Raw genomic sequence first — 14,649 nt, 5'->3', positions numbered from 1 at the left:
AACTGGCTTTAGCTACGGGCGGTTTGCGCTAGTTACAACCTGCCTTCACCGCTTCGCTAAACTCGGGCAGTGTGAATGCTGAGCCTTGATAGCTAGCGGGGAAATTCATTTTCATCAGCTCCAGTAATGATTTAGCGTGCTCGGCCAGCTGTGCACCATCCCCGCAAACAGTTACTGAGTCGGGCAAATAGGAGAACACACCGAGCACAAGGTTTTCAGACAGGCTTAGCGAATCTGCCGGCTTGTTAAAGTAAAGCTTAGCGGCATTGTCCGCACCGTAGGTTTCATTTCCGAGATACACCCGATCGATGGAGGCATTCATTGCTTCAGTCGCAGAATAGTTTTTGGTCACCCAGACACTTAACAAGCCTGACTGTGCCATTCGACCATCTCCCGAGGAGTCTGCCTGAAGCTCGTTATCCAGCATATTTTCGGCCAGATTAGCCGCGACGAAAGAGCCTTGAAGCCCAGGGCCTTTTTCCTCAGAGCCAAACGAACTGAAAGTACGGTAAACAAAACTCGTCGCAGAGAGCTGATCCATCCCGATTTCGCCAGTTTCGGATGAGGTAACCCACATTATCTCTTGCAGCTGTTTGGAGTAATCCGTATCGGATAGCTGCTTCTCAGGCTTGAGCTTATTGATCTGGTAGTAATAGCTACCTTCCATCGCGCCAACAGCAAGCGCTACGATCACCGCGAGGATAACGATAAGTGAGATGAGGAATTTCATAATGCACCCGTTAGGTTTTCATCCTATAACCACTGAATAATGAGTTATTTCTCATTAACTATAGTAGAAGATTGCCTCAAAGAAATGATTGATCATTCGATTAGCCATTACAACAAAGCTCGCAGAACGCTGTAGATAGCAGCGCCCCAGCGGATTAAAGAGTAAATCCCTCACCGTGCATTGTGTTTTATCAATGTTTCAAAAAAAGCGCTCGCCTACTATCAGATCATTGTTAACCAAGCAGTGATCAATTCACAGGAAGCGCACCGATGAAACACTTACTCATTACCCCTTTACTCCTAGCCACTTGTATCAATGCTGTATCGGTACAAGCAGCCGATGTTCCAAGCACCCCTGCACAGCAAACCTCATGGGGGCTATACATCGACTCCAATGAAGTGGCGAAAATGAAGCAAGAACTTGGCGATAAAATGCTATTTATCGATGTCCGTGATCCCATTGAAATTATGTTTACGGGCTTTACCGATGTCGTCGATATCAATATTCCATTTAAAACAGCAGACCCAAGCACGTGGCACGCCGAAAAACCTGTCTTTAATATGCAGTTAAACAAGCACTTTGAACGTAACCCTTCACGGGGTTGCATTTAGGCCACAATTCGTTATGATTAAACAATGAACAAACTAACTGAGGCGCTTTTCAATCACCAACTGCCCGCGGATCTGGCGGCGTCGCAGCGTCTCAATCGTCAGTTATTGGATTTAGTGACCCAACTGGAACAGCGTGTCGCTGAGCTGGAAGACATCGCAGGCAGCGGGAGTTCTTCCAGAAACTCCTCCAGACCACCGTCCCAGGATTCACCGGAACAACGGGCTAAGCGCGAGAAGAAGCCTAAGAGTCCTCGCAAGCAAGGAGCCCAGCCGGGTCATCAGGGTCATCAACGCGTTCGGGTAGAGCTGTCTGCGACGGATGAGCAAGTTCATTACTACCCAGGCACTCAATGCACCTGTGGTGCGGTGTGTGATGTCGCTCAGGAGCCTTATCAGCGACATCAGGTCTTTGACCTGCCTGAGGTTCGCAGTCAAGTCACTGAACATTGTCTTTATGAGGCAATCTGTCCGGGTTGCCGCAAGCGTCAGGTGGCTCGCTTGCCAGACACGGTTCCCTGTGGGCAAATGGGGCCGGGACTGGTCAGCTGGATTACGCTGATGAATGGCGCTTATGCCTTATCGGTGTCAAACATTCAACGCTTACTGAAAGATCACTGGCAACTCGCCTTCAGTACCGGTGCCGTGAGCCAGGCCACCCGCTCGGTCACGGGATGGTTGCTGCCGCTGTATCAGCAAGTGGGTCAGGCGGTACGGAATTTACCCGTTGCTCATGCGGATGAAACCAGTCATTACCGCAATAATGAGCAGCGTTGGCTTTGGGTGCTGTGTTCCTCGCAAGTCGTCTACTTTCTAACGCATCATTCTCGGGGTAAAGGTGCCGCGAAGGGTTTACTGGATAATTTTGAGGGTATACTGGTCACTGACCAACATGGCGGCTACAACGATTATCCGGTCGAAAAGCGCCAGCTTTGCTGGGCGCATATTATCCGTAAGTTTCGGAAAATATCAGAACGTGTGGGACGGGCCGGGGTGCTGGGGAAACAACTCTGGCGATTATCCCGCTTGATTGTACACTGTCGTAATCGTTGGCGATCGGGCGGCTATTCTGATGCTGGCTACCACACACGAATGCGACGATTCAAACAGGCGATCCATACGCTACTGTGCCTGGGGTGTGAGACCGCGCCCGCTGACCCGTTAAAAAAAGCCAGCAAAACAGCCAATCAGTGCAAACGACTGCTGGCGGATGAATCGATGCTCTGGACGTTTTTGCAGGATCGCGCGATTCCCATGACCAACAATGAAGCAGAACGTGCGATACGTCCTTATGTGATCTGGCGTAAAACCAGTTTCTTCAGTCAGTCTGCCAGAGGAGATCAGTTCCGTCCGGTGATTCTGACTCTGACTGAAACCTGTAAGCGGTTGGGCTTAGGCGTTTATGGACTATTGAGAAAAGTCTGTGAACAAGGCCTGTGTGGTGAGGCTATTACCGTACGGCTACCCTTAGGTCAGCACGCTATATCAGCGTAAGCCCCCCGTGAAGGGTTACCCTCAAAGACGGCTTGTCGTGACAATGTTCGTAAGATTTTATCGGCTGAACAGTGGGATAAGCTGGTTGTATTGCAGCGGGCGGTTATGGCGAAGTAGGCTCCTTGGCCACTTTTGTACTAGCTCAAGTCTGGGCTAGTACAACCTGCTTTGGATTTGAATCACTAAGCTCCATCAGGACTAACGATTTGATTGTACCGCTTAGCAGCCTTCTTCATTCGCTCTGTTGGCTCTACAGGTATATCCAAAGAACCAAAAAACAAGCACCAATCGCTTTTGTTAAAACGAGTCTGCTCATACTGTAACAACCGAAGTGTCAGATCATCGATACGTAATTTTGCGGTCGGACTTTTTCTGGTTTCGGAGTTCATACTTATCACCGGTTTTAGACACACCAATACATGTGCTCACTTATAGATATACATCATTCTATACTCATAAATGCACACTCAGGTATCGATCTTATTCAACAGCCAAAACAAGCATAATCTAATGCTATACTTTCAGTATATCCAAACGGAGCGTATACCATGCCAGCCGCCCAACTACCTACAGTTAACCCTGCGACATACCTGCAACAAGAGCGTGAAGCCACCGAAAAGAGTGAATACTTAAACGGTCAGGTTTACGCAATGGCGGGGGCAAGTCGCGAGCATAATCAATTGGTGTTTAATCTTGCAGGTCTATTGCATGGTCAGTTACGTGGAAGCCCTTGCTCCGCTTATATTAATGACATGCGGGTACGTTCGCGCGCGACGGAAGCCTATTTTTATCCAGATCTAACCGTTGTTTGCAATGATGCTGAATTCGAAGATGACGAAATGGACACTCTGCTTAACCCCGTTTTGATCATTGAAGTACTATCTCCATCGACAGAAGGTTACGATCGCGGCGCTAAGTTTGCACATTACCGTCGCATGGAGTCCCTACGTGAATACGTTCTAATCGCACAGGACCGGTACAGCATTGAACGCTATGTCCGTAGTGATGATGGGCAGTGGACTCTCTCAGAGGCAAACTCACCAGAATCACTGGTTGAACTAGTGACGATTGGTTGCCAACTTCGGGTAGATGAGGTTTATGAAAAAGTCCGCTTGTAGTGCAACCTGCTTTGGATAATTCCAACAAGGCATATCAGTCATGCTAAAATCGATTCATCAACGAACCAGAAGCCATCACGATGAATCAACAACGCAAGCTCCCCATAGGCATTCAAACCTTCAGCGAAATACGGCTGGGCGGCTATTACTATGTTGATAAAACTGCGTTGGCGCTTGATCTGGTTAACAACGGCAAACACTACTTTCTTTCCCGCCCTCGACGCTTTGGAAAAAGCCTTTTCCTCGACACGCTGAAAGAACTCTTTGAAGGCAATGAAGCACTATTTGAAGGGCTGGCAGCACATGAGCAATGGGATTGGTCAGTCAAATACCCAGTCATACGCTTCAGCTTCGGGCGTAAGAATTACAACCAACAGCAAAGTTTAGCCGAGTCGCTGAATCAACAACTGACCCGCATTGAGCAAGCATTCGATGTGAAGCGCCAGTTTGATGATGCCGGCAGTCGCTTTGCCGATTTAATGGACAACATCAAAGCCAAAACCAAGCTGCCTGTTGTGATCCTTATCGATGAATACGACAAACCTATTCTGGATGCCATTAACTCACCGGATATCGCCAGAGAGAACCGTGATTTCCTGCGCGGCTTTTACGGCACCATTAAAGACTATGACGCCCATATCAAGTTTAGCTTTCTAACCGGTGTAAGCAAGTTTTCTAAAGTAAGCCTATTTTCAGGTCTGAACAATCTCACCGATATTACGCTGGACCCTCGCTACTCCATACTCTGCGGCTATACGGATAATGACATTGATACCGTATTTTCAGCCGAGTTGGAAGGCCTTGATCGCGAACAAATCAGAGGGTGGTACAACGGCTATAACTGGTTAGGTGAAGGGGTTTATAATCCCTTTGATGTATTACAACTCTTCTATCGGCGTGAGTTTAAAAACTACTGGTTTGAAACCGGCACACCCACTTTTTTGGTTGATCTGATCCGCACTCAACGTATCCCAACACCCAACCTTGCCAGTCGCAATAGTGATGAAGCCTTACTCTCCAGCTTTGACCTAGAGAACATGCCCATTGAAGCGGTGATGTTTCAAACAGGCTACCTGACAATTAAAAACTCAACGGACTTAGGCGGCAACCGTTTTTATCGGTTGGGCTACCCCAATAAAGAAGTCTACCAAAGCCTCAATAACAGCCTGCTGCAATTCTTTGTCCAGAACACAGAAACACAAGTCACACAAAGGATGCAGTTGTACTCCCTGTTGCTGGAAAATGATTTTGACGGACTTAAGCAACTGTTCCACAGCTTCTTCGCTAGCATCCCGCATCACTGGTATTCAAACAATGAGATCCAAAATTACGAAGGCTATTACGCCAGCGTTTTTTATTCTTATTTTGCCGCCTTAGGCTTGGATGTAACCGTCGAAGACTGTACCAATCTCGGGCGCATTGATATGACGCTGAAATTCAACAGCCAAGTCTATATTTTTGAATTTAAAGTGGTCGAACTAGCGCCTGAAGGCAATGCGCTTCAGCAGATTAAGGATAAGGCGTATGCGGATAAATACCGTTCGCTGAATCAGCCGATTCATTTAATTGGAGTGGATTTTAGTAAGGAATCACGCAATGTGGAGGGGTTTGACGTTGAACAAGCTTGATTCCTACCACTCCACTTTGGCAAAGCCAGAAAAACAAAGTGCTGCTGAAGAAAGGCTTGAGCAGGCATTGCTGAGAGGGTTAAGTTCTCGGCCACCTGTACCTATCGATAGAGCATTTTGGGAACGCCTTAATCAACGTGCAAAAGGTACTGCTGGGTAATATTACTGCCAATTACCCAGCTGTCTATAACGTAACCCTTCACGGGGGGCTTACGCTGATATAGCGTGCTGACCTAAGGGTAGCCGTACGGTAATAGCCTCACCACACAGGCCTTGTTCACAGACTTTTCTCAATAGTCCATAAACGCCTAAGCCCAACCGCTTACAGGTTTCAGTCAGAGTCAGAATCACCGGACGGAACTGATCTCCTCTGGCAGACTGACTGAAGAAACTGGTTTTACGCCAGATCACATAAGGACGTATCGCACGTTCTGCTTCATTGTTGGTCATGGGAATCGCGCGATCCTGCAAAAACGTCCAGAGCATCGATTCATCCGCCAGCAGTCGTTTGCACTGATTGGCTGTTTTGCTGGCTTTTTTTAACGGGTCAGCGGGCGCGGTCTCACACCCCAGGCACAGTAGCGTATGGATCGCCTGTTTGAATCGTCGCATTCGTGTGTGGTAGCCAGCATCAGAATAGCCGCCCGATCGCCAACGATTACGACAGTGTACAATCAAGCGGGATAATCGCCAGAGTTGTTTCCCCAGCACCCCGGCCCGTCCCACACGTTCTGATATTTTCCGAAACTTACGGATAATATGCGCCCAGCAAAGCTGGCGCTTTTCGACCGGATAATCGTTGTAGCCGCCATGTTGGTCAGTGACCAGTATACCCTCAAAATTATCCAGTAAACCCTTCGCGGCACCTTTACCCCGAGAATGATGCGTTAGAAAGTAGACGACTTGCGAGGAACACAGCACCCAAAGCCAACGCTGCTCATTATTGCGGTAATGACTGGTTTCATCCGCATGAGCAACGGGTAAATTCCGTACCGCCTGACCCACTTGCTGATACAGCGGCAGCAACCATCCCGTGACCGAGCGGGTGGCCTGGCTCACGGCACCGGTACTGAAGGCGAGTTGCCAGTGATCTTTCAGTAAGCGTTGAATGTTTGACACCGATAAGGCATAAGCGCCATTCATCAGCGTAATCCAGCTGACCAGTCCCGGCCCCATTTGCCCACAGGGAACCGTGTCTGGCAAGCGAGCCACCTGACGCTTGCGGCAACCCGGACAGATTGCCTCATAAAGACAATGTTCAGTGACTTGACTGCGAACCTCAGGCAGGTCAAAGACCTGATGTCGCTGATAAGGCTCCTGAGCGACATCACACACCGCACCACAGGTGCATTGAGTGCCTGGGTAGTAATGAACTTGCTCATCCGTCGCAGACAGCTCTACCCGAACGCGTTGATGACCCTGATGACCCGGCTGGGCTCCTTGCTTGCGAGGACTCTTAGGCTTCTTCTCGCGCTTAGCCCGTTGTTCCGGTGAATCCTGGGACGGTGGTCTGGAGGAGTTTCTGGAAGAACTCCCGCTGCCTGCGATGTCTTCCAGCTCAGCGACACGCTGTTCCAGTTGGGTCACTAAATCCAATAACTGACGATTGAGACGCTGCGACGCCGCCAGATCCGCGGGCAGTTGGTGATTGAAAAGCGCCTCAGTTAGTTTGTTCATTGTTTAATCATAACGAATTGTGGCCTAAATGCAACCCCGTGAAGGGTTACGTCTATAACAACCCAAGCTAGTCAGGCCAGAGATGCTCAGCCATCACTTACTTGCCTGCTAGAAGTGTCGAAAGTGCAAAAATATTCAGAACCAATCGCCGCGTACTCCCTTGAAGCCTGACGAACCCAAAGCCTTGCCCCTGATATTTTTTGTCTACGGCAAGCCTACCCAGTAACAAGAACGGAATATCCTGATAGCCACCTAGCTTGATATCCTTGGGTAAATTTTCACGAGAAACTGAGTGAGCGCTAAGCGAGTAATAACCAACAATACTTTCCCCTCTGCAAGTACATAGACTTTACCCTCGAAGTGTCAGATGAAGTCGGAACTAATATATCTCAAAGGTTTCATAAAGAAAGTCAGTTAGCTTACTCACTTGCTAGCATTCTTAATATCCAAACTTTTTAGGGAGTCTCGAGCCTTACTTATCTTATCCTTCAATGATACAGAAATTGGCGTCGTGTCGTTAATTTCTTTAACTAAGTCACTTGTCGTAAGCTCCTTTTCACCGTTAATAAACGCCTTCTCTATACTCTCTTTGATCACAGATTCAATGTCAGCACCGCTATATTTATCAGTTTTTTGCATTAGCTCTGTAGTATCAATTTTTACATTCATCTTTTTTCTTTTTTTCAAATGAATCTCAAATATCTTCCTTCTTTCCTCAGCGTTAGGGAAATCAACAAAAAATATCTCATCAAAACGTCCCTTTCTCAAAAACTCAGGTGGAAGGTTAGAAATATCATTTGATGTTGCTACGACAAAAACTGAGCTTTCTTTATCTTGAAGCCACGTCAAAAAATGGCCAAACAACCTAGTGGTAACATCATTCCCACTACCTGAGCTTCCAACACCAGCGAAAGCCTTCTCTAGTTCATCAATCCATAACACGCAAGGACTAATAGCCTCAGCAATATTTATAGCTCTTCGAAGATTGGCTTCACTTTCACCAACATACTTACCCAGCAACTTCCCGACATCGAGTTTAACTAAAGGTACTTGAAATAAGTTTGCTGTTGCTTTCGCCGTCAGGCTTTTACCACAACCTGGCATACCAACAATCATAATGCCGTTCGGGACATCTACACCAAACTTAGTCGCCTCCTCTAGTTTAGAATAGATATACGATTTATTTTCCAGCCACTTCTTTAAATTCTCAAGTCCACCAATATCACTAACCGTTTCTTTAAAATTCAGAATTTCAAGCAAACCCGTTTTCTTTATAATTTGCTCTTTTTCTTCTAGAATCAGCTTCTTATCTTCTTCCTGTATTGAGCCACTATTGTGAAATGCTAAATTTAATATCTGAACGATTTCAAACTCAGTGAATCCTTTTAGTAATACTGACAAGTCGGCAACGAGTTTACTATCTATTATCGTTTCCATATCTTCAGCATAATTTAATATAACTTTAGAGATATCAGTGACGGTAGGAAAAGGGATATCAAAGACTGTAATTAATTTTTCTAGTTCTACAGGCACAACTAATTTTGTAGATACAATAAAAATAGTTACCTCATACCCTTCTAAATTTATAGTTTTCAATGCGATAGCCTTCAATAAAGCAATCGTTTTTAAATCACCAAGATGTTCATGAATGTCTTTTAATACAATAACGGTGTGGCCTTCTTTAACATTATCGAACAATGAAAGGAATTCATTTATAGAGTAATCATCAATGGAATGTTTTGTTTCAAAGTCCACATTTCCACCAGCATCATTATACTCGTAAATTTTTGCACCTTCTGAGACTTCCAAAATCATCTTATCTACAGAGGAAAAATCGAAGCTTTCCATGTAAATTATTGGCCGATATGATTCAACGTAGGAAGCTAATTTATTTAGTGAAATCATTAGCTAACCCTCAAATATTGAATTTTATACTCACCATGCGCTTTCTTAACGTCAAAACCATCAATCAACTCAAAGAGAGGATCATATCTATTAAAAGACAAACTACTCAAAAAATCAGGCAATATTTTCAATTTTTTTATTTTAATATTATTATATAGCTCATGAATACTCACCTTTTCTTCCTTATAAGTCCTCACACAGTTTTCTTCCATATGAGTCCTCACACAGTTTTCTTTACTTAAAAGCCTGTCATTGTATTCTGCTTGTATTGAGCGAAGCCAAGTAGAAGTGTCAACAAAACTGTGTTTGGACTTGTCTGTGAATCTATCAAAGTCTACTCTTATAATTATAACTCTCTCTTTTACTACCTCCTTCCACCCCTTACCCCCCGATCCTCTAACCTCAACAAGTGAACTATTGGGTACATTTATAAGTTTTGAAAATATATTTTCATCATAATTTTGCACAAAATCGACCATTAATCTAGTGTAAATAAAATTATTATTTATAAAATATTTTACTAATAAATAGTTGCTCAAACACGCAATAATCATAAATGGGCTTGACACAATAAATTTCTCATAGAAAAAGTGAACATCTAAAGCAAACAACTCAATATAATCTTCCCCTATTATCTTCGCTATTTTTTTAATTCGTTAAAATCATCTTTATATTCAGTTGCTTTTTCTAATAATTCATTATATTCAAGGTGATAGTTTTCTATTATTTTTTTATTATCTACCACTCCCTTGTCTAGTAATTTATATTTTTCACGATTGTTTTTAAGTTGCTCTATAGAAGAGATTATTTCTTTGAGTTCCATTTCATCAAAATTAATATCAAATATTTTCACAAGCTCTAATATTGGATTATTTTTATTTTCAATATTTTCCACTTCATAATATGCATCATCAAAACCTCTAGACTTTAGCCACCGCTGTAACACCCCGCTTTGGTATACCTCAAGAACATCATCAATAGAAAAGTTATCCCTTATTCCTTCAATATTCCGTACAGGATTACCATCAAGTCTCATATTGAATTTTATTTTCTTCGCCATAACCTACCTCAGCTACCGTTATTTTTTTGTTATTTTATTTAAAATAAACAGTATTTTTTTAATACCATTTTCTTTTTCTAATTTATCTAACAACTGCATCCTTTCACGACGTCTATTAAGCCGTTGAATAGAAATCATAGTTTCAGAAACTTCTTCTTCATCAAAAGGCACCTCGAATATTTTCAAAAGATCAAAAATAGGATTATCTTTATCCTCAATATTTTTCACTTCATGACATATATCATCAAAACCTCTAGACTTTAGCCACCGTTGTAATATTCCATCTTGGTATACTTCAAGAACATCATCAATAGAAAAATTATCCCTTATTCCTTCTATATTCCGGACAGGATTACCATCAAGCCTCAGGTTGAATTTTATTTTCTTCGCCATAACCTGCCTCAGCTACCGTTAATATTTTATTATTTTTAAAAATTAGTAGAAAACAAAAGTTTATTTAAAAACTAAAAAAGTCCTTAATGGCTTTACCAACCTTTTTAGCTCCCTCCTTCACTCCCTTCCATGCCTTTTTAGCCACTGACTTTACCCCTGTTGCGACCTTCTTCACTCCCTTTTTAATCACCTTTCCGACAACATAGCCCCCCGCCTTGCCGACTATCTTTCCCACCGTAGCCCCTACAACAGCGCCTGCTGGACTAAGTACAGAACCAATAGCTGCTCCCACCTTGCTGCCTACCGCCTCCCCTATTTTCATACAAGTAGCCGTTATCGTTGCATTTATTGTCGCAACACTACGATCTACCGTATATTCAACAGCATCAATTGGCGAAAACTCACCACTTCCTACTTTATGAGCAACTTTTGCAGCGGTTACCCCTCTATCAACAATCGTTGTAATTTCTTCCGTTGATTTACCCTCAAGGGCAGGTAGAAAACCTTTCTCTTTGGCAATGACGGCAGCCATTGATATATTTTTTTTGAAATCTTTATCGTTTTTTGAATCTAAACCACTCTCAAAGTAGTCTTTTACCGCTTTAACTTCCTTAGAGCCTTCATCAGGCTCAAAACTTCCATTATCAAAAATTAAAGCGCTGTACAGAGTATTGTTCTTCACTTCCTCTTCGAAGTTATTAACAATGGCGGTTTTATTTAAACCTTGAAATTTAGTACTCTTCAGCGGCAAGAAGAGTTCACTTTCAGCACCAAATATATCTTTTACTATTTTGGAGTTTGATTCAGATATAGCATTTTTAATTTCACCAAAAAACTCCTCAGTATTTTCGATTTTGTATTCATGCACTACCCCTTCAAGCTGCTGTTCAAACCATGCAACTCTTGAACTCCCGCTTTCTTTAGCTTTTGCAAGTGACTGATAATTGTCTTCGATAATATCAATCGTTTTGGAAATTGCTTCCGCTACTGCATTTGCATCTTCCAACCCCTCTGAGCTATTCGCTTGGTAGATTCTTGATAAAACATCATTTAGATTAAGTGTGCTGTCAAACCCTGCTTGAGATTCGAAAATACCTTCAATGATATTGCTAATATTTTTATCATTTGATTGCGCTGTCATGAATTACCTATATTTTAAGACGCACGAATAAGTAGGCGAAGGGTAGAACTCGCCTGTTTATGTACTCAAAATTAATTTCGCCACTAGTCATGGATAACTAGATTTGTTGATCATGCCCTCGATTTATAGCCATTTTAAGACTTTTTTTATAAATTATACTAAGGCTTACCGTTCAGAACCTGAACATAATAGAATACAGCTGTTTTTTGAAATCACTGCTGGATATGTTTGTAACAATCGTAAACATATTCCAGCAATTTTATAGAGGATGAAGCATTCAAACAGTCAAATACCTCTCAACCAACTCATCACTCAACCCAGCAATCTCCCCCGACGCCACTGACCTACCCCGATCCAAAATACAAAACGTATCCGCCACTCTCCTAGCAAACGGCAGCTTCTGCTCAACCAACAAGACAGTCAGCCCTAGCTCATTATTCAGCTGAGTAATAATATCCCCGATCTGACGTACAATATTCGGTTGAATCCCTTCCGTAGGCTCATCCAATATCAGCATTTTCGGGTCAATCATCAGCGCTCGCGCAATGGCTAATTGCTGCTGCTGGCCACCGGATAAATCACCACCGCGACGCTTGAGCATATCCTTCAGCACTGGAAACAAGTCATACACAAACTCAGGGACTTTTTTAACCCCATCACTGCGCGCCAGTAGCCCAATTTCCAGATTTTCATGCACCGTCATTAGTGGGAAAATCTGCCTCCCTTGCGGCACATAGCCAATGCCTAAGCTGGCGCGTTGCTCAGCCCTAACCGTTTGAATGGCTTGCCCATCCAGCATGATCTCGCCAGACTCGGTCGGCAACAGCCCCATAATGACTTGCAACAGGGTCGTTTTACCAACCCCATTGCGCCCCATTAAGCAGGTACATTTGCCAGTTGGTACGTCCAACATCACATCCCACAGCGTGTGGCTCTCGCCGTAATATTGGTTTAAGTTTTGAATACTTAGTAGATTATTACTCACCGAGATACACCTCTATCACGCGCTTATCACGCTGCACATCGTCCATCGAACCTTCTGCCAATACGCTGCCTTGATGCAATACGGTAACGCGCTGCGCAATGGAGCGTACAAAGTCCATATCATGCTCCACCACGACGACCGTATGGTCACCGGCTAAGGAGGTCAGCAGTTCAGTGGTTTTATCCATTTCCTGATGCGTCATCCCCGCCGCCGGCTCATCCACCAGCAATACATGGGGTCGCTGCATCAGCAACATGCCGATTTCCAACCACTGCTTCTGGCCATGCGATAAAGAGCCAGAGCGGCCATCCGCGCCATCTTGCAAGCCGATAGTGGTTAGCACTTGCTCCAGATAGTCCTGCTGCTCGCCACTCAAACGCGCGCGGAATGTCGCCCAGACCGACTTATCGCCCTGCATCGCCAGTTCCAGATTTTCAGCAACGGTGAGGCATTCAAAGACAGTTGGCTTTTGGAATTTTCGCCCGATGCCAGCCTGAGCAATTTCAGGCTCATTCATGCCCAGCAAGTCCATGGTTTGGCCAAAGCGCACCCGACCACTATCAGGCCGCGTTTTACCGGTGATGATATCCATCATGGTGGTTTTACCGGCACCGTTTGGCCCGATAATGCAGCGCAACTCACCGGCATCAATCGCCAGATTCAAATCATTAATTGCTTTAAAGCCATCGAAGGAAACACTCACCCCTTCCAGGCTTAAAATCACGCCTCGATCGGTAATGGGTTCCAGATTTTGATGGGGCTTGGCAAAGGCAAATACCTCATCACGGCGCATGGTTTCGCGTAACGTGTCTAATGCACTCATGTCACGGGCTCCTTTTGCTTACGCTGGAGAATACCGACAATTCCGCGAGGTAAATACAAGGTTACCAGCACGAATAAAGCACCCAGCGCGAAGATCCAAACCTCTGGCAATGCACCGGTCAGATAGGTTTTTGCATAGTTCACCACTAGCGCACCTAAAGCGGCTCCGTACAAAGTGCCACGTCCGCCAACGGCTACCCAGATTACTAGCTCAATCGAGTTAAGTGGCGAGAATTCACCGGGGTTAATGATACCGACCTGAGGCACATACAAAGAGCCTGCAATACCAGCTAATACCGCTGAGAAGGTAAAGATCGCCAGCTTAATTTTATCGACTCGGTAGCCAATAAACCGGACTCGTGTTTCAGAGTCGCGAATCGCCATGGCAACCCGTCCTAAGCGCGATGCAACAATGGCGCGGCAGCTTAGATAACCCAATAACAACGCAATGGCGGAGGCGAGAAATAAACCAATTCGGGTTTCATCTGATTGCAGATTAAAGCCCAGAATATCCTTGAAATCAGTCAGGCCGTTGTTACCACCAAAGCCCATTTCATTGCGGAAAAACGCCAGCAATAAGGCGTAGGTTAGCGCTTGGGTAATAATCGACAGATACACGCCGGTGACCCGTGAGCGAAAGGCCAACCAGCCAAATACAAAGGCCAATAAACCCGGCACCAACGCCACCATAATCATGGCAAACCAGAACATATCAAAGCCCTGCCAAAACCACGGCAGCTCGTTCCAATTCAGAAACACCATAAAGTCCGGCAGGTCAGGATTACCATACACGCCGCGATCACCGATCTGGCGCATCAGGTACATGCCCATTGCATAGCCGCCCAGTGCGAAAAATGCACCATGCCCTAAGCTCAGGATTCCCAGATAACCCCACACCAAATCCACCGATAAGGCCAGCAAGGCATAGGTCAGGTATTTACCCAGCAGGGTCACTGTAAAGGTTGAAAGGTGCAGCGGACTTTCCGGCGGCACATATAAATTCAGATACGGCACTACCACACAGGCCATGATCAAAATTGCGATCAATATCTGGCCACCGTAGTCGCCTCGTAACATTCTAAACATCT

The 14,649-nt window shown here is 44.7% G+C and carries 14 protein-coding genes; 4 read left to right on the top strand and 10 right to left on the bottom strand.

Annotated elements, in window-relative coordinates; genetic code table 11:
* Positions 1 to 28: 28 nt before the first annotated feature.
* Positions 29 to 730 (bottom strand): transglycosylase domain-containing protein, encoded by a 702-nt coding sequence (locus LEUMU_RS0122895; RefSeq protein WP_022954631.1) that lies wholly within the window; start codon positions 728 to 730, stop codon positions 29 to 31.
* Positions 731 to 999: 269 nt separating this feature from the next.
* Between LEUMU_RS0122895 and LEUMU_RS29100 the strand changes: the two genes are divergently transcribed.
* From LEUMU_RS29100 to LEUMU_RS0122870, 4 genes are all read left to right on the top strand, one after another.
* Positions 1,000 to 1,341: a sulfurtransferase gene (locus LEUMU_RS29100; RefSeq protein WP_022954630.1), complete on the top strand. Its 342-nt coding sequence runs from the start codon at positions 1,000 to 1,002 to the stop codon at positions 1,339 to 1,341.
* A gap of 24 nt (positions 1,342 to 1,365) precedes the next feature.
* Complete coding sequence (gene tnpC / locus LEUMU_RS27435) at positions 1,366 to 2,832, top strand: IS66 family transposase (protein ID WP_022950222.1); 1,467 nt, start codon at positions 1,366 to 1,368, stop codon at positions 2,830 to 2,832.
* Positions 2,833 to 3,380: 548 nt separating this feature from the next.
* Positions 3,381 to 3,950, top strand: a complete 570-nt coding sequence (locus LEUMU_RS0122875; RefSeq protein ID WP_022954628.1) for a Uma2 family endonuclease — start codon at positions 3,381 to 3,383, stop codon at positions 3,948 to 3,950.
* Between the two features lie 80 nt (positions 3,951 to 4,030).
* A complete protein-coding gene (locus tag LEUMU_RS0122870; RefSeq protein ID WP_022954627.1) occupies positions 4,031 to 5,578 on the top strand; it encodes an ATP-binding protein in 1,548 nt (515 codons plus the stop codon).
* Positions 5,579 to 5,788: 210 nt separating this feature from the next.
* Here the strand turns inward: LEUMU_RS0122870 and tnpC (LEUMU_RS27425) are convergent, their stop codons facing one another.
* The 9 genes from tnpC (LEUMU_RS27425) to urtC all read right to left on the bottom strand — a co-directional run bounded on the left by tnpC (LEUMU_RS27425) (position 5,789) and on the right by urtC (position 14,647).
* A complete protein-coding gene (tnpC, locus tag LEUMU_RS27425; RefSeq protein WP_022950222.1) occupies positions 5,789 to 7,255 on the bottom strand; it encodes an IS66 family transposase in 1,467 nt (488 codons plus the stop codon).
* 423 nt (positions 7,256 to 7,678) lie between these two features.
* Positions 7,679 to 9,160 carry an AAA family ATPase gene (locus LEUMU_RS0122860; protein WP_022954626.1) on the bottom strand — a complete coding sequence of 494 codons (1,482 nt, stop codon included), beginning with the start codon at positions 9,158 to 9,160 and terminating at the stop codon, positions 7,679 to 7,681.
* Positions 9,160 to 9,729 carry a hypothetical protein gene (locus LEUMU_RS0122855; RefSeq protein ID WP_157474434.1) on the bottom strand — a complete coding sequence of 190 codons (570 nt, stop codon included), beginning with the start codon at positions 9,727 to 9,729 and terminating at the stop codon, positions 9,160 to 9,162. The genes LEUMU_RS0122860 and LEUMU_RS0122855 overlap by 1 nt, the downstream gene beginning before the upstream one ends.
* A 71-nt stretch (positions 9,730 to 9,800) precedes the next feature.
* Positions 9,801 to 10,220 carry a hypothetical protein gene (locus tag LEUMU_RS0122850; protein WP_022954624.1) on the bottom strand — a complete coding sequence of 140 codons (420 nt, stop codon included), beginning with the start codon at positions 10,218 to 10,220 and terminating at the stop codon, positions 9,801 to 9,803.
* A gap of 18 nt (positions 10,221 to 10,238) precedes the next feature.
* Entirely contained in the window at positions 10,239 to 10,613 is a 375-nt protein-coding gene (locus LEUMU_RS0122845; protein WP_022954623.1) for a hypothetical protein, read from the bottom strand.
* A 64-nt stretch (positions 10,614 to 10,677) separates the two neighbouring features.
* Positions 10,678 to 11,754: a glycine zipper domain-containing protein gene (locus LEUMU_RS0122840; protein ID WP_022954622.1), complete on the bottom strand. Its 1,077-nt coding sequence runs from the start codon at positions 11,752 to 11,754 to the stop codon at positions 10,678 to 10,680.
* A 277-nt stretch (positions 11,755 to 12,031) separates the two neighbouring features.
* Positions 12,032 to 12,739 (bottom strand): urea ABC transporter ATP-binding subunit UrtE, encoded by a 708-nt coding sequence (gene urtE / locus LEUMU_RS0122835; protein ID WP_022954621.1) that lies wholly within the window; start codon positions 12,737 to 12,739, stop codon positions 12,032 to 12,034.
* Positions 12,732 to 13,562: an urea ABC transporter ATP-binding protein UrtD gene (gene urtD, locus LEUMU_RS0122830; RefSeq protein ID WP_022954620.1), complete on the bottom strand. Its 831-nt coding sequence runs from the start codon at positions 13,560 to 13,562 to the stop codon at positions 12,732 to 12,734. The genes urtE and urtD overlap by 8 nt, the downstream gene beginning before the upstream one ends.
* Positions 13,559 to 14,647 carry an urea ABC transporter permease subunit UrtC gene (gene urtC, locus LEUMU_RS0122825; protein ID WP_022954619.1) on the bottom strand — a complete coding sequence of 363 codons (1,089 nt, stop codon included), beginning with the start codon at positions 14,645 to 14,647 and terminating at the stop codon, positions 13,559 to 13,561. Before urtC ends, urtD begins: the two co-directional genes overlap by 4 nt.
* Between the last annotated feature and the right edge of the window lie 2 nt (positions 14,648 to 14,649).

This window comes from Leucothrix mucor DSM 2157, from assembly GCF_000419525.1.
Taxonomy (GTDB): domain Bacteria; phylum Pseudomonadota; class Gammaproteobacteria; order Thiotrichales; family Thiotrichaceae; genus Leucothrix; species Leucothrix mucor.
The sequence above is the reverse complement of the archived record's forward strand: the minus strand, read 5'-3'. Positions and strand labels throughout refer to the sequence as shown.